The sequence below is a fragment of the Micromonospora sp. NPDC048839 genome (assembly GCF_040649915.1).
Classification (GTDB): Bacteria; Actinomycetota; Actinomycetes; order Mycobacteriales; family Micromonosporaceae; genus Micromonospora.
The window spans coordinates 25,810-49,018 of record NZ_JBEZGL010000013.1 but is presented as its reverse complement, the minus strand read 5'-3'; the positions used below and the strand labels follow the sequence as shown (position 1 = coordinate 49,018).

The 23,209-nt window shown below is 69.1% G+C and carries 16 protein-coding genes, 1 tRNA gene and 1 other RNA gene; 4 read left to right on the top strand and 14 right to left on the bottom strand.

Annotation, left to right across the window (positions count from 1 at the left end; translation table 11 throughout):
• The coding region (locus AB0C25_RS23600) for a fibronectin type III domain-containing protein (RefSeq protein WP_357376405.1) at nt 1-4,509 on the bottom strand (4,509 nt) is incomplete at its 3' end.
• Between the two features lie 518 nt (nt 4,510-5,027).
• On the opposite strand from AB0C25_RS23600, the gene AB0C25_RS23595 reads away from it, so the two are divergent.
• Nucleotides 5,028-8,399 carry a GH92 family glycosyl hydrolase gene (locus tag AB0C25_RS23595; protein WP_357376404.1) on the top strand — a complete coding sequence of 1,124 codons (3,372 nt, stop codon included), beginning with the start codon at nt 5,028-5,030 and terminating at the stop codon, nt 8,397-8,399.
• A 296-nt stretch (nt 8,400-8,695) separates the two neighbouring features.
• On the opposite strand, the gene AB0C25_RS23590 is transcribed toward AB0C25_RS23595, so the two are convergent.
• Both AB0C25_RS23590 and AB0C25_RS23585 read right to left on the bottom strand, forming a co-directional pair.
• Nucleotides 8,696-8,768: transfer RNA gene (locus AB0C25_RS23590), tRNA-Ala, on the bottom strand.
• A gap of 89 nt (nt 8,769-8,857) precedes the next feature.
• Nucleotides 8,858-9,448 (bottom strand): YqgE/AlgH family protein, encoded by a 591-nt coding sequence (locus AB0C25_RS23585; RefSeq protein WP_357098712.1) that lies wholly within the window; start codon nt 9,446-9,448, stop codon nt 8,858-8,860.
• A gap of 320 nt (nt 9,449-9,768) precedes the next feature.
• Here AB0C25_RS23585 and mdlC point away from each other — a divergent pair, with 320 nt between their 5' ends.
• A complete protein-coding gene (gene mdlC, locus AB0C25_RS23580) occupies nt 9,769-11,364 on the top strand; it encodes a benzoylformate decarboxylase (RefSeq protein ID WP_357376403.1) in 1,596 nt (531 codons plus the stop codon).
• Nucleotides 11,365-11,394: 30 nt separating this feature from the next.
• Here mdlC and AB0C25_RS23575 read toward each other — a convergent pair whose 3' ends face one another.
• The 10 genes from AB0C25_RS23575 to pruA all read right to left on the bottom strand — a co-directional run bounded on the left by AB0C25_RS23575 (nt 11,395) and on the right by pruA (nt 20,193).
• Nucleotides 11,395-12,351 carry a hypothetical protein gene (locus tag AB0C25_RS23575; RefSeq protein WP_357376402.1) on the bottom strand — a complete coding sequence of 319 codons (957 nt, stop codon included), beginning with the start codon at nt 12,349-12,351 and terminating at the stop codon, nt 11,395-11,397.
• A 46-nt stretch (nt 12,352-12,397) separates the two neighbouring features.
• Nucleotides 12,398-12,886 (bottom strand): hypothetical protein, encoded by a 489-nt coding sequence (locus tag AB0C25_RS23570; RefSeq protein ID WP_357376401.1) that lies wholly within the window; start codon nt 12,884-12,886, stop codon nt 12,398-12,400.
• Between the two features lie 141 nt (nt 12,887-13,027).
• On the bottom strand, nt 13,028-13,708 hold the full coding sequence (locus AB0C25_RS23565) for a hypothetical protein (RefSeq protein WP_357376400.1): 681 nt from the start codon (nt 13,706-13,708) through the stop codon (nt 13,028-13,030).
• Nucleotides 13,709-13,780: 72 nt separating this feature from the next.
• Nucleotides 13,781-14,156: a transfer-messenger RNA gene (ssrA, locus tag AB0C25_RS23560) on the bottom strand.
• Between the two features lie 104 nt (nt 14,157-14,260).
• Nucleotides 14,261-14,740, bottom strand: coding sequence for an SsrA-binding protein SmpB (gene smpB / locus AB0C25_RS23555; protein ID WP_357376399.1), 480 nt, complete (start codon nt 14,738-14,740; stop codon nt 14,261-14,263).
• Nucleotides 14,741-14,887: 147 nt separating this feature from the next.
• Entirely contained in the window at nt 14,888-15,763 is an 876-nt protein-coding gene (gene ftsX, locus AB0C25_RS23550; protein WP_357242054.1) for a permease-like cell division protein FtsX, read from the bottom strand.
• Nucleotides 15,764-15,830: 67 nt separating this feature from the next.
• Entirely contained in the window at nt 15,831-16,511 is a 681-nt protein-coding gene (gene ftsE / locus AB0C25_RS23545) for a cell division ATP-binding protein FtsE (protein WP_030331491.1), read from the bottom strand.
• A 118-nt stretch (nt 16,512-16,629) separates the two neighbouring features.
• Nucleotides 16,630-17,751, bottom strand: a complete 1,122-nt coding sequence (prfB, locus tag AB0C25_RS23540; protein WP_357242050.1) for a peptide chain release factor 2 — start codon at nt 17,749-17,751, stop codon at nt 16,630-16,632.
• A 121-nt stretch (nt 17,752-17,872) separates the two neighbouring features.
• Complete coding sequence (locus tag AB0C25_RS23535) at nt 17,873-18,388, bottom strand: PadR family transcriptional regulator (protein ID WP_091393967.1); 516 nt, start codon at nt 18,386-18,388, stop codon at nt 17,873-17,875.
• Nucleotides 18,389-18,564: 176 nt separating this feature from the next.
• Nucleotides 18,565-20,193 carry an L-glutamate gamma-semialdehyde dehydrogenase gene (pruA, locus tag AB0C25_RS23530; RefSeq protein WP_357376398.1) on the bottom strand — a complete coding sequence of 543 codons (1,629 nt, stop codon included), beginning with the start codon at nt 20,191-20,193 and terminating at the stop codon, nt 18,565-18,567.
• 565 nt (nt 20,194-20,758) lie between these two features.
• On the opposite strand from pruA, the gene AB0C25_RS23525 reads away from it, so the two are divergent.
• Entirely contained in the window at nt 20,759-21,874 is a 1,116-nt protein-coding gene (locus AB0C25_RS23525; protein ID WP_357376397.1) for a hypothetical protein, read from the top strand.
• Nucleotides 21,875-22,003: 129 nt separating this feature from the next.
• On the opposite strand, the gene AB0C25_RS23520 is transcribed toward AB0C25_RS23525, so the two are convergent.
• Complete coding sequence (locus AB0C25_RS23520; RefSeq protein ID WP_357376396.1) at nt 22,004-22,513, bottom strand: hypothetical protein; 510 nt, start codon at nt 22,511-22,513, stop codon at nt 22,004-22,006.
• A 366-nt stretch (nt 22,514-22,879) separates the two neighbouring features.
• Between AB0C25_RS23520 and AB0C25_RS23515 the strand changes: the two genes are divergently transcribed.
• Nucleotides 22,880-23,107: a helix-turn-helix domain-containing protein gene (locus tag AB0C25_RS23515; protein WP_357376395.1), complete on the top strand. Its 228-nt coding sequence runs from the start codon at nt 22,880-22,882 to the stop codon at nt 23,105-23,107.
• Nucleotides 23,108-23,209 lie beyond the last annotated feature (102 nt).

Genomic DNA, 23,209 nt, shown 5'->3' with positions numbered 1-23,209 from the left:
GCCCTTGGCCCGCGACTCGATCCAGTAGGACACGTTCGGCGTCGAGCTGGCCGACCACCTCAGGGTCACCCTGCCGTCGCCCGCCGAAGCGCTCAAGTTCGTCGGTGCCTGCGGGAATGGTGGCATCGGCCGCGCCGATGCCACGTTCGTGGGCGCCGAGTCACCGCTGAGGTTCGTCGCCCGGATCCGGAACTCGTACGTCGTCCCATTGAAAAGCAGATTCATCGTGTCCGAACAGCAGCCAATCGACACCGGCAACCTGGACCAACTGCCGCCCTTGGCCCGCGACTCGATCCAGTAGGACACGTTCGGCGTCGAGCTGGCCGACCACCTCAGGGTCACCCTGCCGTCGCCCGCCGAAGCGCTCAAGCTCGTCGGTGCCTGCGGGAATGGTGGCATCGGCCGCGCCGACGCCACGTTCGAGGCCGCCGAGTCACCGGCGAAGTTCGAGGCGGTGACCTTGAACTCATAGGTGTGCCCGTTGCTCAGGTAGCTCGTGGTCACGTTGGTCCCAGAGACGGGTAGCGAGAGTTTCTGCCACGACTGATTGGCGGTCTTGTCCCGCTGGTAGATGTTGTAGATAGCCCCTGTGGTCGGACTAGCCGTCCATCTCAGCGTTACCCGGCCGTCGCCCGCGGTGGCGGAGAGTCCGGTCGGAGCCCCGGGCAGTCCACCACGTGCCGTAACCGTCACCGCGTTCGAGGCTGGTCCCTGACCCCCCTGGTTCTCGGCTGTCACCTTGAACTCGTAGGCGTGGTTGTGGACCAGCAGGCCGACAGAAGCTTTGGTCTCCTCTGTCGGGTAGGGGAGCTTGCTGAATGCCTCACCGGCCGTCACATCCCGACGGTAGATCCAGTAGAGGTAGCCCTCCGGTCCTGGCGCGTCCCAGTCGAGATCGATGGTGCCGTCGCCGGCGGTAGCACCGCGCAGGTTTGACGGAGCGCGTGGCGGGCTGTAGCGCGAGGTGGCGGAGGCGACAGCGGATTGCGCGCCGGCACCTGCCGCATTCGTCGCCGCCAACTTGAACTCATAGACGTGGTTGTGACTGAGCAGGCTGGCGGTCCACGTACAGCAGCTGGTGATCGGCACCGGCAGCTTGGTGAAACCCTGCCCGAGGCTGACGTCCCGCTGGTAGACGTCGAACCAGAGGCTGTCACCGGGCGGCGACGTCCAGTTGAGCTTGATGTCGCCATTGGACAAAGCCGTGGCTGCGAGTCCGGTGACCTGGCCGGGCAGCGCCGGCATCGGCTTGGCGGTCACCCGATTCGACGGTACGGACTCCCCGCCTTGGCTGGTTGTCGTCACCATGAACTCGTACGTGTGCCCGTTGGCCAGGTAACCAGCCGTGAAGGTGCAACAGGTGGTGACCGGCAGTTCCAGTGTGGTGAACTCGGTTTCGCCGAGGGTCACGTCTCGCTGGTGGATCAGGTACCAGACGTTGGCGGTGGCGCTCGCTGTCCAGTTCAGCACCACTCGTCCGTCCTCCGCTGCGGCGCGGAGATTGGTCGGTGGTGCTGGTTTTGGATAGGTCGAGGTTGCTCGGGCCGGTGCAGATGCCTGGCCCTCGCCGCCCTGGTGGCTACCACTGACCTTGAACTCGTACTCGTGCCCGTGGAGCAGTAGGCCAGCGTTGAACGTGCAGCAGGTGCTGATCGGAATTTCCAGCCGGGTGAAGTCGGTCTCGCCTGTCGTGACGTCGCGCTGGTAGATCCAGTACGAGATGTCGGTGCCAAGGGAGTTCCAGGCCAAAGCGATCGACCCATCGGATTTTGAGGTTGCCGTCAGACCCGTCGGCGCCGGCGGTCCGACACGATCGGTCGTCGCACGGGCGATGTTGGACTCCGGGCCGGTGCCGGCGCTGTTGGCCGCGGCTACTCTGAATTCGTACAGGTGGCCTTCCAGCAGGTTCTGCGCGACGGCGGTGGTCCCGTCGAAGACCGGAGAGGGCCAGCGCACGAAGTTGGCCTCACCCGTGGTCACATCCCTTGACGAAACCAAGTAGTGCGCGTTCTCCTCAGCCACCGGATCCCACTTCAACGCGATTGTTCCATCGTCCATCGCCGTTGCCGTCAAGTTAGCAGGTGCGGTGGCCGGTGGCCGTTCGACGTACAGCAGAAGGTTTGGGGATCCGGTGCCGGCGCCGGCCAACTTGTCCTTGCTCGCCGCTCCGACAAGCGCCTTCTTGACGTCGCTGGGGCTGTGGCCCGGGTGAGCCGAGAGCAGCATGGCAGCGGTACCCGAAACCTGCGGCACGGCAAAGGACGTACCATTTTTCGTCACAACTTCGGTGTCACTGAGAGATCCCGTGCTCTTAATGCCGACGCCCGGCGCGAACAGCGTCACACAGGTGCCCTTTCCACTGAAGTCCGCCACTCTATCGGTGGAATCGGTGGCACCGACCGTGATGACCGCGCTGTCCTTTGACGCTCGCGCTGGTGACTTACCGCACGCGTCCCCACCATGGTTGCCAGCGGCGGCGACCACCGTGAGTCCGTTGTCGGTGGCAAGCCGGGCCGCATCGTCGAGCACGTCGCTGGGTAACGCCCCCAGGCTCAGGTTCAGCACCGCGGGCTTCTTCCCCTCCGCATCATCGATAGCCCATTCGATCCCCTCGACAACGTTCAGGATGGGTGCCCGCCCGACCTTCCCCTCACCCGTGCAGGCGAACACCTTGACTGGAACGATCTTCGAGTCTTTCGCCACGCCATAGGTCGCGCTGCCGAGCGCTCCCGCGACCGGGGTGCCGTGGCTGTTATTGCAGTCAGGGGTATTGGTACTGCCGTCGAGTACGTTGAACCCGGTGGTCACGCGGCCACCGAATTCGTTGTGCGTGGCCCGAATGCCGGAGTCGACGACGTACGTCCGTACCGGACCGTCGTTCGGGTACTGATACTTCTGATCGAGCGGAAGGTCTCGCTGGTCGTCACGATCGAGGTGCCATGGCGGGTCGGCCTGTTCGCCGAAGACGTCGGCCATGGCGTCCTGTTCGACGTCGAGCACGTCCGGATGCGCGGCAAGGTTGACTGCCTGAGCCTCGGTGAGAGTTGCCCCGAAGCCTCGCATCGCCTTGGGCAGTACCGGGCCGAGAGTGCCGCCGGCCTGGGCGACGAGCTGCGTCGCGTAGCTGGTCAGCCGCTCCGGCAGCGCTGCCTCTTCCTTGAGCCGGACGATGTAGCTGCCGGGGATCGCGTCCGCGATGTTGGCATTTCCGATCACGTCGGCCGCCAGCTTGGTGCTCCGTGGTGTGATCGAGACGGTCGTGCTGTACGCCCCTTCACCGGAGCTGTTGACCGCAGTCACCTTGAACTCGTACTGGTGGCCGGGGATCAGCAGGCCCGCCCGCCCGCTCGTGGTGGTCGAGGCGACCGGCAGCCGGGCGAAGTGCGTCTGGCCTCCGGTGACGTCCCGCTGGTACAAGCGGTAGGAGGAGACGCCACTCACCGCCGACCACTTCAGGTCAGCGAAGTCGTCCTGCCCTGTCACGCTCAGCCCTGTGGGCGCGGCCGGAAGCCCGGTGCCCGGCGCCGGCGGTGGCCAGGCGATGTCCACGAAACGTGGACGGTAGAGGCGTGCATCAGCGATCGTGTCAGCGAACTTCAGACTGTTGACGTTGTAGGACATCAGCAGCTTGCCGGAGGTCGTCAGCTCCGGATGAAGTCGAGCGTCGTAAACGACTTTGGATGAACCGGGGGTTATTTCCGGGGCAGTGTAGAGCTGGATGGGGCCGGTGAAGGGCCCGGTCGGCGAGGTGGATCTGTATGCCACGATCTGCGGATCGAAGACCAGGTTGTTCTCGTGCGTGACTAAGAGATATTCCGAGCCAACTTTCTGCACGGAGTAGCTGGTGCCGACTCCACTGAGAAGCCGGCCCGCCGCCGTGTGATCGGACGACCACGCTGATCCGGTCCAGAACTGCCATGGGCTATCAAGATTCCCGGTGGCGACACGGGCGACATGGGCGAACTTCATCCGCCCCGGGGCGGTCGATGTCCCATAGATATAGGTATAGCTGCCGTCCGGCGTGATTGCGGCGCCCCAGTTCACGGTTTTGCCGACCGGCAACTCCTGCACCGAGCTCAAGGTCAGCGACGGCAGCGCGAACCTGGCCAGCGACACCCCGGTCAGGGCGAAGTCAAGGGGTGCCTGGCCGCTGCGCCGGTAGCGGTTGTAGATCACCCGCAGCTCGCCCGACTCGACCACTGCGTCGCCCACCCAGAAGAACTCGCCGGGTTGGCTCGGCACGACCAGCGCGTCCGGCAAGAGCGCGGTGCCGCTGTGCAGTGTCGCGCCGAGAGCGGTACCCGTCTGCACGACAGCAGAATTGTTGATCATCGGTGACTCGGCCGACCGGCTGCCGTCGGCGTTGACAGTTCCCAAGAAGGTGTCCGAGAAGAGCCAGACGACCCGACCGTCCGGCAAGGCGACCGAGGTTGTGCCGTCACCTCCGGTCCAGTGGTTGCCGGCGTCCCCATAGGCCTTGAACATTGCGTTCAGCTGTGCTGCCGTCATCGTCGAGACCGCCGCCCGTGCCGGCTCAGCCCAATACACAAAGCCGAGCATCATAAGAATTGCTATCGCTGCCGCCTGCCAGCCTCTAGCCTGCGTCGTCGGTCTTGAACGGTCAATGGTCCTCATCCGGGCTCCCCGTATTGACGTATTGACGTCGGCGTCAGCCGACAGCGCAGCAGACGTGAGCGGAACCTTGAGCTACGTCATGACGGTTGTCAAGATCTCCGTTCAAGGAAGCCTCGAACTGGCGGTATCGCGGTAGCCCAGATGAAGGCGGATCGCACAAAACCGGATTAGACCGGGTCGAACCCTGCACTTCACTCAATCGCTCACATCTGACAGTTCACGGTTTTCGGGACGAGATCACCGTGCTTTGCGAGTGACAGACGCCAGCACGATCTCCCAGGACCGGGCGCCGTGCGTCGTCGCGTCGAGAGGGGGCAGCACGAGAGCAATCGCGCGGTTAGAGTCTCGTCGATCACGGCTCGGTCTGACGACGACGGATGAGAAGGTGCGCCATGAAGCGGATGCCCGCGGGTTTGCTTGCGGCTGCCCTTGTTGCGGCGACGCTTGTCCTGCCGGCGTCAATTAGGCCGGCGCACGCGGCCGTTTCGCTCGTGTCGGATCCGGCGGCGCTGGTCAATCCAATGATCGGCACCCGGGCGGCCGCGGGAAAGGATTCCGGCAATACGTCGCCGGGACCGAGTATGCCCTTTGGGATGCTGCAGTGGGCACCGGACACGGCGCCCCGGGTGCCGGGTGGGGGCTACGACTACGCCGCTACCGCGATCTCCGGCTTCGGCGTCAACCGGATGAGCGGGGCCGGGTGTTTCGCCTACGGCAACCTGCCGTTCCTGCCCGTGACCGGCGCGCTGCCCAGCGACAAGGACAACGCGACGGTCGGCTTCTCGCACACGGGCGAGTCGGCGTCGGCGGGCTTCTACTCGGTGAACCTGGCCAACAGCGTTCGCGTCGAGCTGACGACGTCCGTCCGTTCAGCGCTCGGTCGGATCGCCTTCCCGGCCGGTCCGGCGGCGTCCCTTCTGGTGAAGGCGAGTGCGGGCGCCGGGACGTCGAACGCGACCGTGTCGGTGCCGAGCTCGACCGAGATCACCGGGACAGTGACCGACGGACGGTTCTGTACCAAGGACAACGACTACACGATGCACTACGCCGTCAGCTTCGACCGCGCCTTCACCAGCAACCAGAAGTGGGCGCCGAGGCCCTTCGTCACCGGCGACGGCGGTGTCGCCCTGACGTTCCCGAGCGGATCCGTCGTGCAGGCGAAGGTTGGTATCTCCTTCGTCAGTGTCGCGAACGCGCGGGCGAACCGTGACACCTTGAGCAGTTGGGATGTCACGACCGTCCGGACAGCGGCACGGGCCGCGTGGAATCAACTGCTGGGCCGGATGCGGATCGGTGGCGGCACCACCGACGAGCAGAAGACCTTCTACACGGCGTTGTACCACTCGCTGCTGCACCCGAACGTGTACAGCGACGCCAATCGTCAGTACCGGGGGTTCGACGGCCAGGTCCGCACGCTACCAACCGGGCAGGACGACCAGTACGCGAACTTCTCCGGGTGGGACGTCTACCGGTCCCAGGTGCAGCTCATGGCGCTGCTGGCGCCTGATCGTGCCAGTGACCTGGTGCGCTCACTGCTCAACGACCACGAGCACAGCGGACGGCTGCCGAAGTGGTCGGTCGCAAACGACGAGTCGTACATGATGGTCGGTGATCCGGCGATTCCGACGATCGCGTCGGTCCATGCTTTCGGGGCACGTGACTTCGACACCGGCAAGGCCCTCGCGGCTATGGTCGCGCAGTCGACGCGGCCCGGCAACGCTCGTCCGGGCACCGTCTACCTGGACAGCCTCGGCTACCTGCCCGAGGACGGCGGATACGGCTGTTGCAACCACAACGCGACGACCTCCACCTCGTTGGAGTACCACGCGGCTGACTTCGCTCTCGCCGCCTTCGCGCGTCAGCTCGGTGACACCAGGACCCATGCCCGGTTCGCGTCACGGGCGCAGGGCTGGCAGTACCTGCTCAATCCTGCCAGCGGGTTCGTGCAACCGCGTCGGCAATCCGGCGAGTGGCGGCCCGGATTCAACCCCACGGACATCTCCTACGACGACTGGGCCGAGGGTAACTCCTGGCGGTACACGCTCGCGGTGCCGTTCGACGTCCGTGGCCTTGCCGCCGCCAAGGGCGGTGGCCCCGCCCTCAACCAGTACCTGGACACCCACTTCGCGACCCTGAACGACGTCCTCGGAACCGGGGCGTGGATGGGCAACGAGCCGAGCTTCGGCGCTCCGTGGCTCTACGCGTACACCGGCCGCCCCTACAAGACCCAACAGGTCGTACGTCGGGTGCAGAACGAACTGTTCCGGAACGCCCCCGACGGCCTCCCCGGCAACGACGACCTCGGATCCATGTCCTCCTGGTACGTCTGGGCTGCGCTCGGGATGTACCCGGCGGTACCGGGCACCGCTGACCTCGTCCTCGGCAGCCCGCTGTTCCCGCAGGCCGTCGTAACGCTGCCCAGTGGCGCGACGTGGACGATCAACGCACCCGCCGCCCAGGCCTCGACGCCGTACATCCAATCCATGCAGTACAACGGATCCGGCTGGAACAAGGCCTACCTGCCGCCGGCGGCGCTGACCGCCGGGGGAACCTTCGACCTGGACCTGGCCGCCACCCCGAACACGACGTGGGCGGCAGGGGCGGACGCCGCTCCGCCCTCCTACGGCGCCAACGCCGTCGCCGCGGCGAACAACGCCGGCAGCAGCGCCGACGGCTCTCCCGGATCCAGCAACTACGACCAGTGGACGTCGAGCTACTCGGCCGAGGCGCTCGCCGCCGTCGGCATCGTCCCGGGAAGCCGCTTGACCACCGAGGGCACCACCTACACCTGGCCCAATGTCCGCCCCGGCCAACCCGACAACGTCATCGCCCAGGGCCAGAGGCTCACGGTGCACAGCCCACCCGGGGCCACCACGATCGGGGTCCTCGGCAGCGCCGAGGGCCACGTCGACGGCGCGGCCGGTCTGGCGAGCATCCACTTCTCCGACGGGACGAGCCGACAGGTCACCCTCGCCTTCAGCGACTGGACGCTCGCCGCCGGCCAGGCAACCACCCGCCCCGGCACCACCATCGCGGCAGCCATGCCCTACCGGAACCAGGCCCTCGCGGGTGGTAAGGAGACCATCCCCACGTACCTGTATTCGGCTTCCTTCGCCATCGATCCGCGACAGACCGTGGTCGGGGTGACCCTGCCTGCGACTGTGTCGGCGGGCCGGCTGCACGTCTTCGACATCGGCTTCGGCGGCCACCGGGACAGCGCCGGCATCAGCGACGACGCCTACCCGGGAGGCGCTGACCTCGACGGCGCCACCTACAGCTACTCCCGCCAAGCCCTTGCCGCAGCCGGCCTGAACGCCGGCTCCACCTTCACACACAACGCCGTCACCTACACCTGGCCCAACCTCGCCGCCGGAGACCGCGACAACTACCACTCCGAAGGCCAACAGATCCCGGTGACGCCCGTCTCCGGCGCCACGAAGATCGGCTTCCTCGGCGCGGCCACCGGCTGGGTCGACGGGACCTCCGGTCTGGCCACCATCACCTACACCGACGGCACCAACCAGCAGATCACCCTTGGCTTCAGCGACTGGACCCTTGCCGGAGGAGGCCGCACTGTCAGCCACGGCAACACCGTCGCCGCCGCACTCCCATACCGCAACAGTGCTCGTTTCGGCAGGCAAGCACTCAAGACGTACGTTTTCGCCAGCACCTTCCCTCTTCTCGCGGGCAAGACGGTGAAGTCATTGACGTTGCCTAAGAAGACCCTTGGACAGCAGCACATCTTCGCCGTCGGGACAGGTTGAGTGGGCGCGGGCGGCGTTAGCCATTGCCCGAACTCCTACCTCCAACCGGCCGGACAGCGGATCAATGTGTTCCTCCGGTGCTCGCCTCTGCGATGCCCTATCGCGGACTTTGGCTCGACTGACGAGCCCAGCCATCCCGTCCGCCCCACGCTTCATTCAGGGCCAGCGGAGTGACGGCCGTCACATAATTCGTTCTGCCGGGCCATGGGGGACCGTGCGAGTTCGAATGGAGGACAAAAGATCAAGGGCTTGCTCGCCACGATCGGCGAGCAAGCCCTTGATCTGCGACTTCAAGGTGGAGCCGAGGGGACTCGAACCCCTGACCCCCACACTGCCAGTGTGGTGCGCTACCAGCTGCGCCACGGCCCCTTGCTGTCGTCCCGGTCGCCCGGGCACTGGGAAACTATACACAGACCGGCCCGCATGGTCATCTCGCGGGGTCCCCCGCCCGGGGCGGGTCAGTTGAGCGCGACGTCCGGCGGGAAGTGGGCCACCGCAGCCATCATCCCGCCCTGGCGGCGCAGCACCATCGGCCACAGATCGTCGGGCCGGTCGACGAACGCGTCACCGGGCAGCCCGTCCAGCACGAACCAGGAGCCGTCGGCGATCTCCTGCTCCAACTGGCCGCTGCCCCAGCCGGAGTAGCCGGCGAAGACCCGGATGCCACCGATGCTCTCCCGCAGCCGCTCCGGGTCGACCGAGAGGTCGATCGTGCCGACCGCTCCGGAGACCTGGTGGAAGCCCTTGAGTCGGCGCATCGGGTGCCGCATCCGGGCCAGACAGATGGCCGAGTCAGGCTGCACCGGCCCACCCTCGAAGAGCACCGCCGGGTAACGGGCCAGATCGCTCCAGTCGCCGAGCACCTCGGCCACCGGCACCTCGGTGGCCCGGTTCAACACCACGCCGAGCGCACCGCCCGGCTCGTGGGCGACAAGCAGCACCACCGTACGGTCGAAGTTCGGGTCCTTGAGCGCCGGAGTCGCGACCAGTAGCCGCCCGGTCATCGACTCCATCGCTCGTCCGCCGATCGCCTGACCCTCTCCCTGCATCCCACACACCCGTCAACCGTGAGCCCGCGCTGTGGATCGGTCATCTGCCGGATCCGCCCGGTGCATCGAGATCAGCCGTGCTGTCAACGCCATGCCTGGCACCATAGCCTGCGTCCCGGGTGCTGGCTAAGGGCTGACCGGCAGGTGATCAGACAGTTAAGACAGCTCCCTGTTCACCCCGATGCCCCTGACCAGGAACGGGCGCGGCCGGCTGGATGAGCCCGCGGGAAACACCCGAAAGGTCCGTCACATCCCGATAGATTCGGCTGATCGGGAGGGGCGACTGCTGTCGTCCCTCCCGCGACACGAAGGCGGTGGCGATGGCAACGGTCCGGGACGCGACGTACGACGTGCTCCGCACCCTCGGCATGACCACCGTCTTCGGTAACCCCGGCTCGACGGAGGAGCCCTTCCTGCGGGACTTCCCCACCGACTTCCACTACGTCCACGCGCTCCAGGAGGCGGCGGCGGTCGCGATGGCCGACGGCTACGCCCAGGCCAGCGGGACAGCCGCCCACGTCAACCTGCACACCGCCCCGGGCACCGGCAACGGCATGGGCAACCTGGTCACCGCCTGGCACAACAAGACCCCGCTTATCGTCACAGCCGGCCAGCAGACCCGGGAGATGCTGCTGCTCGAGCCTCGGCTGGCCAGCCGGCGGCCCACCGAACTCCCCCAGCCGTACGTCAAGTGGGCCTACGAGCCGGCCCGGGCACAGGACATCCCGGCGGCGGTGCTGCGGGCGTACGCGACGGCGGTGCAGCCACCAGCCGGGCCGGTCTTCCTCTCCCTGCCGATGGACGACTGGGCCCAGCCGGCCGACCCGCCGCCCGCACCGCGAACGGTGGCCACCCGGTTCGCGCCGGACCCACAACGGCTGGACGAGTTCGCCCGGATCCTGGCCGGCAGCGACAACCCCGTGCTGGTGTACGGCCCGGGGGTCGACCGCTCCGGTAGCTGGCCGACAGCTGTCGCGCTCGCCGAACGGCTGGCCGCACCGGTCTGGTCGGCCCCCGCTCCCGAACGCGCCGTGTTCCCGGAGGACCACCCGCACTTCCGCGGGGTGCTCCCGTACGCGATCGGTCCCCTCGCCGAGGCGCTGCGCGGCCACGACACGGTGCTCGTCGTCGGCGCTCCGGTGTTCCGCTACTACCCGTACGTGCCGGGCGGGCACCTACCGGACGGCGCCCGGCTGCTGCACGTCACGGACGACCCCGACGAGGCCGCGCGCGCCCCGGTCGGGGACAGCCTGCTCGGCGACCCGGGGCTGACCCTGACCGCGCTCGTGGACCGGGTGCCGCCGGCCGACCGGCCACCGCCCGCACCCCGCGAGGCACCGGCCCCGCCGGAGATCACCGCCCCGCTGAGCGCCGACGCCCTGTTCGCCGGGCTGGCCGCCCACTGGCCGGCGGATGGGGTGCTGGTGCAGGAGTCACCGTCCAATCTGTCCGCGCTGCGCCGGCAGTTGCGGATCACGCGCCCGGCGTCGTACTTCACGATGGCCAGCGGCGGCCTCGGCTACGGTCTGCCGGCCGCGATCGGGGTGGCGCTCGCCGAACGGGACACCGGGCGCGGCCGTCCGGTGGTGGGGGTCATCGGCGACGGCTCGTTCCACTACTCGGTGCAGGCGCTGTGGACCGCCGCGCGTCTCGCACTGCCGCTGGTGGTCGTCGTCCCGGTGAATCAGCAGTACGCGATCCTCAAGGCGTTCGCCGAGCTGAAGGACACCCCCGGGGTGCCCGGCCTGGACCTGCCGGGGTTGGACATCGTCGCCATCGCGGCCGGCTACGGCTGCGCCACCGAGGTCGTCGAGACGCCCGACCAGCTCGGCGCGGCGCTCGCCACCGGGCTGCGTGCCGACCGGCCGACCGTGTTGCCGGTGCCGATCAGCACCGACGTGCCCAGCATCCTCTGAGGGCAGCCGGTCGGCTCCGGTGTCGCCCGTTCAGCGTGGGGCGATCGACAGGGGGGCGCCGGTGGCGACGTCCAGGACCGGCCGGGCGCCCAGCGGCGCCGCGAGGGTGACGGCGACCGGTGCCAGCTTCAGTACGGCGGGGCACTCGCCGGTGGCCCGGGTGACGCTGCCGCCGACCACGACGACGTCGGGCCGTTCCCACACCAGCGGCGTGATGGCGGTGTCGCAGGCGCCGACGCCGAGACCCACGGTCAACCGGACATCGTCGACCGCCGTCAGGTTCTGGGCGCCCACCAGACCGTCGGCCAGCGGACGGGCCGGCGCGGAGGGTTGGGGGACGGGCGTGACCGCGGTCGGCGCGATGGCGAGCCGGGCCACCGGGGTGGCCAGTTCCTCGATGGTGAACAGCCAGGCCGGCACCTGCGCCGTGCCCCGGCTCGTGCGGACCGGCACGGCACCGAACGTGACAGCGGTGACGGTGAGCGAGAGACAGGCCGTCTGCGTCGCGCTGGTGGCCCACCCGTCCGGCCCTGGTTCGACGCGCGGGCCGCCCGGGCTCGGCAGGCCGGGCCGCTTCGGCCGCCCCGGGCAGGGCAGCGGATCACCCTGGTCCAACTGCCGGTACGCCTCGGCGGCACTGACCAGCGGCAGCGTCAGCCGGCCGTCCGGGAAGCGGATCTCCCCGCCGACCCGGGTGGGCGGTATCGCGACCTCCGCCCGGTACCACCCGGCCTCGAACGCGACCTTCGTGTCGGAGTTGAAGCGCGGGTCACCGGTGAGCACCGTGGGTCCCTCCAGCGGGACGTACCCCGTGCTCCAGGCGGGGTCGGGTCGCCACGCCTCGGCGACCTCGGCGGCCCGCTTGTCGAACGCCTCGCCGCGCGGCGACGGGCTGCGGGGCGTCCCGACGGGCGGATCCGCGACGGGCGTGGCGCAGCCCGCGGTGAGCAGCAACGGGAGTACGAGCAGCAGGGCCGGTCGACGCATGTACGGTTCGACGCCGCCGCCGACCCCGCGGTTCCCGGCCGACCGCTCAGGTCTCGCCACCCAGGTCCGTCTGGTACGCCTCCCAGAGCAGGTCGGCGCCGCGCCGCCGATGCCGGGCCAACCTCCGCAGCAGGTGCCCGGCGCGGTGCCGCAGTTCGGCGGGTTCGACCTCGGGCCGCTCGGCGATCCGCTGCACGGCGAGGATCGCCGCGATGATCCCCGCGTGCTCCCGGGTCAGCATCCGCACCCCGTGCTCCAGTCGTGGCGACTGGGTGAGCAACTCCCGGTAGAGGCCGGCCGGACCCTCGGTGGCCCGGACGTGCTCCGCGAACCCCTGTCCCACCGGACCCAGCCGGAGCAGGACCTCCTCCCGCCAGCGCGGCTCGGTGGGAGGCACGGTGACAGCCCGGCCGAACGCGTGCACGTCTCCGGCCAGACCGGCCGGGCGTGGCTCACCGGGCAGTTCGACGGGATGCGGCGGTACGGCGGACAACCGGGCGACGAGTGACGACTGCTGGACCGGACCGGTGACCATGGCACCTCCCGCGCTGCGCTGCTACCCCATAACGCGATGGTGAGCCCGCCCGACCGGGCCTGTAAAGGCCAGGAGCCTCCTCATCTGCCCCGTTGGTCCCGGCAGTCCCGCCAGTCGCAGGGGCAACGGACCCACAGGCGCTCAGCCGAGCCGGGGGTGATCCGCCAGGCGGCATAGTTGGCGGGCGACGGCGTGCGCGTCGCCGTCCCGACCGTCGACGGGTCGGCCCGTCGTGATCGCGTCGGCCAACGCGCGCAACTCGGACGGGGGCAGGCTGGTCAGCCCCATGCCCTGCAACGCGACGGTGACTCGCCGCCCATCCGCGTGGTCGGTCGCGATGATGGCGGGTGTTGGCCGCCGATCCGCCGGAAAGTCGTCCGCCGGCTCGGCGTACGACAGCGAGGCGGCGTCGATCCGGGCGGTGGCGAGGTCGACGTCGCGCGTCCGGAACGCGCCCCGGACCCGGACGTGGCTGCCCTCCAGCCAGGCGGCCGTGCGGAGCACCCGCAGCACCAGGTAGATGCTGAGCAGGACGAACGGCAACCCGCAGAGTCCGATGAACGGGCTCAGCCCGGCGTGTTCGGCGCCACCGTCGGCGTCGCGCAGCGCGGGTGGCAGCATCCCCGGCGGCACGTCGCGAGCCTCCTCGTAGGAGGAGAACGGGTCACCCGGGCCGGACAGTCGCCCCAGCACCCCGCGGGCGATCAGCGGCAACACCATGAATGCCGTCGCGACGACGGCGATGAACACGCCCACCACCACCGCCCACGTGCGCTGTGCGGGTGAGGCGCCGACCGACAGGCGGAGCTCCTGGTTCGTCACAGGGGGCAGCGTAGGCGAGCCGCGTACACGACGAAGCGCCCCGGCTGGTGGGCCGGGGCGCTTCGCTCGAGGTGGTGGAGGTGCCGGGAATCGAACCCGGGTCCTTCGCCGGTTTGTCAGGGCTTCTCCGAGCGCAGCTCGCTGTGCCTCTACTCGGCCCCACCGCTCACGCGAGCAAGTTGGTGTGACGGGCCCAGTCGCTGATTAATCTCGCCGCACGGACCCCGCGACCGGGTCCGGTTGGCCAGCCTCCTAGCTGATGCCGGCTACTGGGACGAAGGCGTTCCCAGACCGACAGACTTAGCTACTCGCCTCAGGCGGCGAGAGCGAAGTCAGCGCGTTGGTTATTGGCGCTTATAAAGTTCCGACGACCGATTCTCGAGACGACGTCGGCTTCCTCGGCTCGCTTCCCCTGTCGCTGCGTACGAAGTCGAAACCAGTCACCCCCTCGACAGGCCACCGATGTGGTGGCACTGACAAGCCTAACGCCTGACGCAACGGCTTTCATCCCGAGCCCCGGGCCGGCGCGCCGACCCGGGCAAACCGGACGAGCTAGTCGTCCATTCCCTTGCCGCGCCGACCCGACACCCGGGCGATCTCCCGGTCCGCGTCGCGCTTGGCGAGGTCCTGACGCTTGTCGTACGACTTCTTGCCCTTGGCCAGGGCGATCTCGACCTTGGCCCAGCCGTCGGAGAAGTAGACCTGCAACGGAACGATCGTCAGACCGCCCTCGCGGGTCTTGCCGACGAGCTTGTCGATCTCGGCCCGGTTGAGCAGCAGCTTGCGGGTACGCCGGGGCTCGTGGTTGGTCCAGGTGCCCTGCGTGTACTCCGGGATGTGCATGGCGTGCAGAAACAGCTCGCCGTCCCGCTCCTGGGCGAACGCGTCGACAAGTGACGCCCGCCCGGCTCGCAGCGACTTGACCTCGGTGCCGGTCAACGCCATGCCTGCCTCGTACGTGTCGAGAATGGCGTAGTCGTGGCGCGCCTTCTTGTTGGAGGCGACCACCTTGCGCCCCTTTTCCCGTGGCATCGGTGCCACCCCCTCTCTCCGCTGCCCGTGGGCCGAGCGCACCTCGGCCGGACAACCGATCATGCTACCGGAACCACAAGGACCCTCCCGCGCCGTTTATTTCCGGCTGCGGAAGGGTCCCCGGGAGACGACGGGACGACCCGGGGGCTAGACCCGCAGGTAGAAGCGCAGGGTGATCCAGGCGGTGCCCGCACTGATCAGGCCACCGACGCCAGCCATCAGCGGGAAGACGACCAGGATGTCACCCCAGCCGATCGGGGAGAGCAGACCCTGCAACGCGCTCAACGACCCGTCGAAGAGCAGGTACTTGGCCGCGACCAGGGCCACCAGCCCCAGCAGTGAACCGATCAGGCCGGCCACCACGGCCTCCAGCACGAACGGCGCCTGGATGAACCAGTTGGACGCGCCGACCAGCTTCATGACCGCCACCTCACGCCGCTTGCTGTACGCGGCGACCTGGATGGTGTTCGCGACCAGCAGCAGGGCGGCGATCGCCATCACGGTGGCGGCGGCCAGGGCGATGTTCTGGATCGAGGTGAGGATGTTGAAGATCTTGTCGAGCAGGCGACTCTGGTCGATGATCTCGTCGACACCGGCGCTGTTCTTGTACTGCTCGTAGATGTCCTTGTACTGCTCCGGGTTGTTCAGCTTGAGCCGGAACGACTCGGGCAACTGGTCGGGCTTGACCACGTTCACCAGGTCGGGCGCGTCCTGGTACATGACCTTGAACTTCTTGTACGCCTCGTCCTTGTTGACGTAGAAGACCTCCTTGACCAGGGGGTCGCTGTCGAGCTTGGCGTTCAGGTCGGTGCGCTCCTGCTCGCTCACCTCCTGCTTCAAGAAGATCGAAACTTCGATGTTCTTGTAGTAGGTGACCTTCATGTCGTCGACCTGGCGGTACATGAGACCGCTGGCGCCGAGCATGGTCAGCGAGACCGCCATCGTGATGATCATCGCGATGGACATGGTCACGTTGCGCCACAGTCCGACCAGTACCTCGGACAGGACGTATTTCACGCGCATCGGGATTTCCTCCGGGTCTCCGGCATGAAGTGTTCGTCGTCAGGCTGCGCAGGGGTGGAGAGCCGGCTCACCCGTAGACGCCGCGGGCCTGGTCACGCACGATACGACCGCTCTCGATCTCGACGACGCGGCGGCGCATCTGGTTGACGATGTTGGAGTCGTGGGTGACCATCACGACGGTCGTGCCGGTGCGGTTGATCCGGTCCAGCAGGCGCATGATCTCGATCGAGGTGTCCGGGTCCAGGTTTCCGGTGGGCTCGTCCGCCAGCAGGATCAGCGGACGGTTAACGAACGCCCGGGCGACGGCGACGCGCTGCTGCTCACCACCGGAGAGCTCGTGCGGGTAACGGTGCTCCTTGCCACCGAGCCCGACCAGCTCCAGCACCTCCGGCACGACCCGGCGGGCAACCGCCTTGGTCTTGCCGATCACCTCGAGGGCGAACGCCACGTTCTCGTACGCGGTGCGGTTCGGCAGCAGCCGGAAGTCCTGGAAGACACAGCCGATCGAGCGCCGGAAGTGGGGTCGCTTCCACGAGCGCATCGACGTGACGTCCTTGCCGTTGACGACGACGCGGCCCTTGTTGGGGGCGACCTCGTGCAGCAGCATCTTGATGATTGTGGACTTGCCGGAGCCGGATGGACCGATGAAGAAGACGAACTCGCCCTTCTCGATCGAGACGGACACGTTGTCGAGCGAAGGCCGGGACGCCTTCGGGTACGTCTTCGTCACTTGCTCAAGCTGAATCACGGGTGGTGAGTCTACGCGGTGTAACAACTGAGCCAAGCCCCACGCCCCGCCGATCCGGCACGAGTCGTCGAATCAGGCCTCTACCTGGAGATCGACGACGCGTTCCGCCCGCGTGTCGTTACGCTCCGTCGCCGGCGAGTTGCCGCTGCTTACGCCAACGGATGCCCGCCTCGATGAAACCGTCCAGATCGCCGTCGAACACCGCGCTCGGATTGCCGGTCTCCTGCTCGGTTCGGAGATCCTTCACCATCTGATACGGGTGCAGGACGTAGGAGCGCATCTGGTCGCCCCACGAACCGGCGGCGTTCTCCTTGAGCCCCTCCAGCTTGGCCTGTTCCTCCTGGCGCTTGCGCTCCAGCAGCCGGGCCTGGAGCACCCGCAGCGCGGAGGCCTTGTTCTGCAGCTGGGACTTCTCGTTCTGACACGTGACCACGATGCCGGTCGGGATGTGGGTCAACCGGACCGCCGAGTCGGTGGTGTTGACGCTCTGCCCACCAGGGCCGGAGGAGCGGTAGACGTCGACGCGTACCTCGTTCTCCGGGATGTCGATGTGGTCGGTCTGCTCGGTGACCGGCAGGACCTCGACGCCCGCGAAGCTGGTCTGCCGGCGGCCCTGGTTGTCGAACGGGCTGATCCGGACCAACCGGTGCGTGCCCGACTCGACGCTGAGCGTGCCGTAGGCGTAGGGCACCTTGACCGCGAAGGTGGCCGACTTCAGACCCGCCTCCTCGGCGTAGGAGGTCTCGTAGACCTCGGTCGGGTAGCCGTGCCGCTCCGCCCAGCGCAGGTACATGCGCAGCAGCATCTCGGCGAAGTCCGCGGCGTCCACGCCACCGGCGCCCGCGCGGATGGCGATCAGCGCCTCCCGGGAGTCGTACTCGCCGGAGAGCAGGGTGCGGACCTCCATCTCCTGGATGGCCTTGGTCAGCCCGGTGATCTCCGACTCGACCTCGAGCAGCACGCCCGGGTCGACCTCGGCCTCGGCCAGCTCCAACAGGACCTGGGCGTCGTCGAGGCTGGACCGGAGGCTGCCCAGCTTGCTGATCTCGCCGTTGACGTACGACAGCTGCGAGGTCACCTGCTGAGCCTTGGCCTGGTCGTCCCACAGATCGGGGGCGGAAGCCTCCTGCTCGAGGCGGGCCTTGTCCTCGTGGAGTCGGTCGAGGTTGAGGACGGCCTCGATGTTTCGCAGGGTCGCGTCGAGTTCCTTGAGCTGTTCGGCGTAATCGGCAGCGGTCACGACAGGTAAGCGTACTGCGCGGACGACGATTGAGCTTGCGAGCCCCGCGGTCCGGCGCGAAAGCGGCACTCCGCCACCCCACGCTGAGCAGCTCCTACCCGCCGGGCGAACCCGCCGCAGATCACCCGACCGGCGCGGACTTCAACCAGGACAGGGCAGCCCGGTGATAGGCGACGGCGAACTCCAGCGCGCTGGCGTCGTACGTCTCCCCATCCCGTTTGGCGTTCTTCACCTGCTCCCGGACCTGGGCGAGGGCCTCGGTGTGGTATTCGTTGGCCGAGGCGTACAGGCCCTTGAGCTGGCTGGCGGAGTGCAGGTTGCCGAAGGCCATCCGCAGTGCGATCGGGTTGCGGATGGTGTCCCGCCCCGGGTTCTCGGCCAACCAGCGGGAAAATGTCCGTTTTCCGCTGGCGGTGAGCGCGTACGGCTGGCTCATCCGCGGCCCCGGCTTCCCGAGCCGCACGAAACCGCGCTCGGCCAGCACCGGCAACTCGCGGTAGACCTGACTGCGCGTCATCGACCAGTACGGCGCCAGACGGCGCTCAGCGGCGGCCATCAACTGACCGCCTGTCATCGGGCCCTCGTGGAGGAGGCCGAGCAGGGCCGCCGCCGTAGGGTTGACTCCGGAATCCGCCATGCCCCCTACGCTGCCACTTTGCGCACCCGGCGTCCAGGATTTGCCGGTTTGCCACCCAACAGGACTTCCTAAGTGCACTGTCGGCGGCAGACTGTCCGTTGAGGACCGTCGATGGATCACGACCCTCGGCCGACCCGCCGGGGGCACCGCGTGCCCCGGCGGGTCGTCGCCGCAGGTCAGCCCATGTGGGGGTACGTGTGGTCGGTCGGCGGCACGAAGGTCTCCTTGATCGTGCGCGGCGACACCCAGCGGACCAGATTGAGCCAGGAGCCCGCCTTGTCGTTGGTGCCGCTGGCCCGCGCGCCGCCGAAGGGCTGCTGCCCGACCACCGCGCCGGTCGGCTTGTCGTTGATGTAGAAGTTGCCGGCCGCGTACCGCATGCGCTCGGCGACCGCGTCGACCACCCGACGGTCGGTGGCGAACACCGAGCCGGTCAGCGCGTACGGGGCGATCGACTCGGCCTGCGCCACCACGTCGTCGAAGCGGGCGTCGTCGAACACGTGCACGCCCAGGATCGGCCCGAAGTACTCGGTGGTGAAGGTCTCGTGGGCGGCGTCGCCGCACTCGAAGAGCGTCGGCCGGACGAAGTAGCCGACCGAGTCGTCGGCGGTGCCACCGGCCAGCACCCGGCAGGAGTCGTCACCGGCGATCAGCTCCAGCGCGGCGGTGTGCCGGGCGAACGCCTTGTCGTCGATCACCGCGCCACCGAAGTTGCCGAAGTCGGCCACGTCGCCGTAGGTCAGCGAGTCGGCGGTGGCGGCCAGCCGGTCACGCAGCCCACCCTCCCAGATCGAGCGCGGCACGTACGCCCGCGAGGCCGCCGAGCACTTCTGCCCCTGGTACTCGTACGCGCCGCGGATCAGCGCGGTGTGCAGGGCGTCGACGTCGGCACTGGTGTGCGCGACCACGAAGTCCTTGCCGCCGGTCTCGCCGACGAGGCGCGGGTAGCCCCGGTAACGGGCGATGTTGTCGCCGACGGTCCGCCACAACTGCTGGAAGACCTTCGTCGAGCCGGTGAAGTGGATGCCGGCCAGGTCCGGGTCGGCGAGCACCACGTCGGAGACCTCCTCGCCCCGGCCGGTGACCATGTTGATCACACCGGGCGGGAGGCCGGCGGCCTCGAACAGCCGCATGGTGAAGTGCGCGGCGAACTGCTGGGTCGGACCCGGCTTCCAGATCACCGTGTTGCCCAGCAGGGCCGGCGCCGACGGCAGGTTGCCGGCGATGGCGGTGAAGTTGAACGGGGTGACCGCGTAGACGAAGCCCTCCAACGGGCGGTGGTCGAAGCGGTTCCAGACGCCGGGGGAGGATGCCGGCTGCTCCTCCAGCAAACGCCGGGCGAAGTGCACGTTGAACCGGAGGAAGTCGATGAACTCACACGCCGAGTCGATCTCCGCCTGGATCGCGGTCTTCGACTGGCCGAGCATGGTGGCGGCGTTGAGGGTGTCGCGCCAAGGGCCGGCGAGCAGCTCTGCGGCGCGCAGGAAGATCGCCGCCCGCTCCTCGAAGGGCAGCGCCCGCCACATCGGAGCGGCATCCTTGGCCGCCTTGATCGCGGAGCGCGCGTCGTCGTGGGTGGCGTGCCCGGTCACGCCCAGCACGTGCGCGTGCCGGTGCGGCTGCACCACGTCGATCGACTCACCGCCGGCCATCCGCTGCTCACCGCCGATGGTCATCGGCAGGTCGATGCGCTCGGCGGCGAGCTCGGTCAGCCGCCGCTGGAGCCGGTCCCGGTCGGGGCTGCCCGGCTCGTAGTTACGAACCGGCTCGTTGCGCGGCTCGGGAACGGAGAACACGGCATCCATCAAGGCTCCTGGCGATCTCGACAGCAGTGGCGAAACCGGACCCGCGGGCACCGACCGGGCGGTCGGACACCGGTCGCCGCACGGGAGGGCCGAGCAGCGGCGGGACCTCCCGTAATTCTCCCATGAAGGCCTGCGCACGCTGCCTCCGCCATCGCCCTCGACCAAGGACCGGCCCACCCCTCCTCTCCTTACCGACCGGGTTCGATCCGGCACCCGGTCCGCGTTCCGTGCGCCGCCGCACTCTCCGCGCCGGACCGCGCCGGACCGCGCCGGGCGGTGCCGGACCGCGCCGGGCGGTGCCGGACCGCGCCGGGCGGTGCCGGACCGCGCCGGGCGGTGCCGGGCCGCGCCGGGCGGTGCCGGGCCGCGCCGGACCGCGCCGGGCGGTGCCGGGCCGCGCCGGGCCGCGCCGGGCGGTGCCGGGCCGCGCCGGGCCGCGCCGGGCGGTGCCGGGCCGCGGCAGGACCGGTGAGCCGCAGGTGTCGCGGTCGTCCGCGGCGGCGGAGCGCCCAGCCGAGCCGCGTACCCTGAGTGGTCGGTGACCTGCCGCCTCGAAGGGGAGACGATGACCAAGCAGCCCGGCCGCGTCCCGGCCGCGGAGTCGCACGAGCCGGCGGCCGAAGCGGCAAGCCCGAGCAGCCGGCCGCTGCCCGCGCCCGGCGCGGCGGTGCTCGCACTGCTGGCGCTCGGTTGGCTGGCCGCCATGCTCTGGTCCACCCGGGAGGCGATCACCTCGGCGGCGGCCGGGGTGACCGCGATCAGTCTCTCCGCGTTCGCCCTGCCCGGCGTGATCTCCGCCGCGCTGGTCGGCGGAGCGGCCGTCGCGCTGGCCGGCGGCAACCTGCTGGCCCGCCGGTACGGCGACTGGGCCACCCTGCGCTTCGCCGGGGCGATCGGCGGCGGAATGCTTGTCGGGCTGGCGGCCGCGGTCGCCATCAACCTCACCTACTTCGACACCTCGACGACGAACGTGATCGCCGGCACCACGGCGGCCGCGGCGATCATCGGTGGCGCGGTGGCCGCCGCACGGACCGCTCCGGCGGTCGGTGCGATCGTGACCGCCGCGCTGGGCACGCTTGTCTTCGTGGTCGCGTTCAGCCAGGCCCGGGACCCGCTGTTCGACCTCTTCGGGGCCGGCGACAGCCAACAGTCGGTGGTCGATGCGGCCAAGTGGGTGTCCCGCACCGAGTCGCTCGTCGCGGGGTTGCTCGCCGGGCTGCTCGCCTTCGGTTACCTGACCTGGGCGCGACGCCGGGCGGTCCGCCGCGACCCTGCCGCTCGGGCGCTGCGCTGGCCGGCGTACCTGCTCGCCGGTGCCGGGCCGGGGCTGCTCCTGCTGCTCGCCGAGGTGATCATCCGGGTCGGTGGGCGGTCGCTGCTCGACCTGGCCAGCGCGCTCAGCGAGGCGGACGCGGTGGCGCAGACCTCGCTGGGCACCTCGCGGGTGGACAACGGGATCTGGGTGCTCTTCGTGGGGGCGCTGACCGCGCTTATCGCGTTCGGCCGCACGCTCGGCCCGGCCCAGACCGACGACGACGACCCGGCCGGCAGCCCGGCCGCCGTCGCGAAGCAGGTCGACCCGGAGGACGACGAGCCGGACCCGGCCGAGGCGTTCGACGCGGACCCGGCCAAGGCGGACCCGGCCAAGGCGGACTCGGCCAAGGCGGACCCGGCCCGCTGACGGTCGCCCGGGAGGGCGTCACCTGTCACGGCCTCGCCCCAGGATCGTGCTCGATCCTTGTTCTAGTGGTGTCGGGTCCAGGGGGATGCCACTACAACAAGGATGTTGCGCGACCTCCCGTTGGCCGGCTCAGCTGGCCGCGTGTAGCAGCAGGTCCAGCTCCGTCACGTCGTACCACTCCAGTTCGTGGTCCTCCGCGCCGTCGACGGTGAACTGGGCGTCGGGATCGCCGGCAGCCGCCTCGGCCACCACGTCGGCCGCCGCGGCGACATCCTCGACCGCGTCCGTGCCGTCCACGTGCAGGGCCGCGACGGCAGCCACCGGCACGGCCTCGGCCAACGTCACCGTGCTGGACCCCAGCTCACCGTCGCCCCGTCCGAGCGCGCTCGCCGGCAGGTCGACCGACACGACGACGCGGCGGCGGGGAGCGGTCGGGTCGGCCCGCAGCAGGTGCAGCGCCTCCTGGGCGGCCCGGGTGAACGCTACGTACTCCAACTCCTCCTCGTCGCCTTCGGCGTACCACTCGCGCAGCGCCGGGGTCACCGCGTGGGCCTGGTCGGCGGCCAGCCCTTCCGCGCGCAGTCGGGCCACCATCGGTACGGTCGCCGGCACGTACACCCGGACTCGGTCATCGGTCACCGGTCGTCTCCCCCGCTTGGTCCTGCGCCGGCGTCCGCCGGCACGGGCGCAGATCATGCCGCACGCCGTGACCGTCATACACCGCGACTCCGGCCCGGCGAAAGTTTCCGCGCGGTGTGTCCCGCGCGGTGTGTCCCGCGCGGTGTGTCCCGCGCGGTGTGTCCCGCGCGGTGTGTCCCGCGCGGTGTGTCCCGCGCGGTGTGTCCCGCGGGGTGGGTCCGCGCGGTGGGTCCGCGCGGTGGGTCCGCGCGGTGGGTCCGCGCGGTGGGTCCGCGCGGTGGGGTCCCGCGCGGAGCGGCCAGGTGCTGGGCGGGCTGGGCTGTCGATGGCAAACTGAGCCAAACGACATCAACCCCGGGAGTTCGTGTGGAGCCAAGGTTCCTGTTGCTCTCCGACGTGGCCACCGAGCTGAACGTGTCGGACTCGCAGGTCTACCACATGGTGCGCAGCGGTGAACTGCCGGCGATCAAGATCGGTGGACGGGGCCAGTGGCGCGTCGAGCGCGCACGGCTGGAGGAGTACATAGCGCGCAAGTATTCCGAGACCGCCGAGTGGGTGCAGAGCAACCCGCTGGTCGACCGGGACCAGGAGTAGTCGCCCCTCCTCCACGACCCAGCCCGACACCTACCGCACCGCGCTTGATCCACTCCGGTTTCTGAAAGGCGGGGTGTTCAGCCCGCCTTGATACCGCGCCTT

Coding starts and splice junctions, on each gene's coding strand:
- AB0C25_RS23595 (WP_357376404.1), top strand. CDS start 5,028: ATGAAGCGGATGCCCGCGGGTTTGCTTGCGGCTGCCCTTGTTGCGGCG.
- AB0C25_RS23585 (WP_357098712.1), bottom strand. CDS start 9,448: ATGCAGGGAGAGGGTCAGGCGATCGGCGGACGAGCGATGGAGTCGATG.
- mdlC (WP_357376403.1), top strand. CDS start 9,769: ATGGCAACGGTCCGGGACGCGACGTACGACGTGCTCCGCACCCTCGGC.
- AB0C25_RS23575 (WP_357376402.1), bottom strand. CDS start 12,351: ATGCGTCGACCGGCCCTGCTGCTCGTACTCCCGTTGCTGCTCACCGCG.
- AB0C25_RS23570 (WP_357376401.1), bottom strand. CDS start 12,886: ATGGTCACCGGTCCGGTCCAGCAGTCGTCACTCGTCGCCCGGTTGTCC.
- smpB (WP_357376399.1), bottom strand. CDS start 14,740: ATGCCACGGGAAAAGGGGCGCAAGGTGGTCGCCTCCAACAAGAAGGCG.
- ftsX (WP_357242054.1), bottom strand. CDS start 15,763: ATGCGCGTGAAATACGTCCTGTCCGAGGTACTGGTCGGACTGTGGCGC.
- AB0C25_RS23535 (WP_091393967.1), bottom strand. CDS start 18,388: ATGGCGGATTCCGGAGTCAACCCTACGGCGGCGGCCCTGCTCGGCCTC.
- pruA (WP_357376398.1), bottom strand. CDS start 20,193: ATGGATGCCGTGTTCTCCGTTCCCGAGCCGCGCAACGAGCCGGTTCGT.
- AB0C25_RS23525 (WP_357376397.1), top strand. CDS start 20,759: ATGACCAAGCAGCCCGGCCGCGTCCCGGCCGCGGAGTCGCACGAGCCG.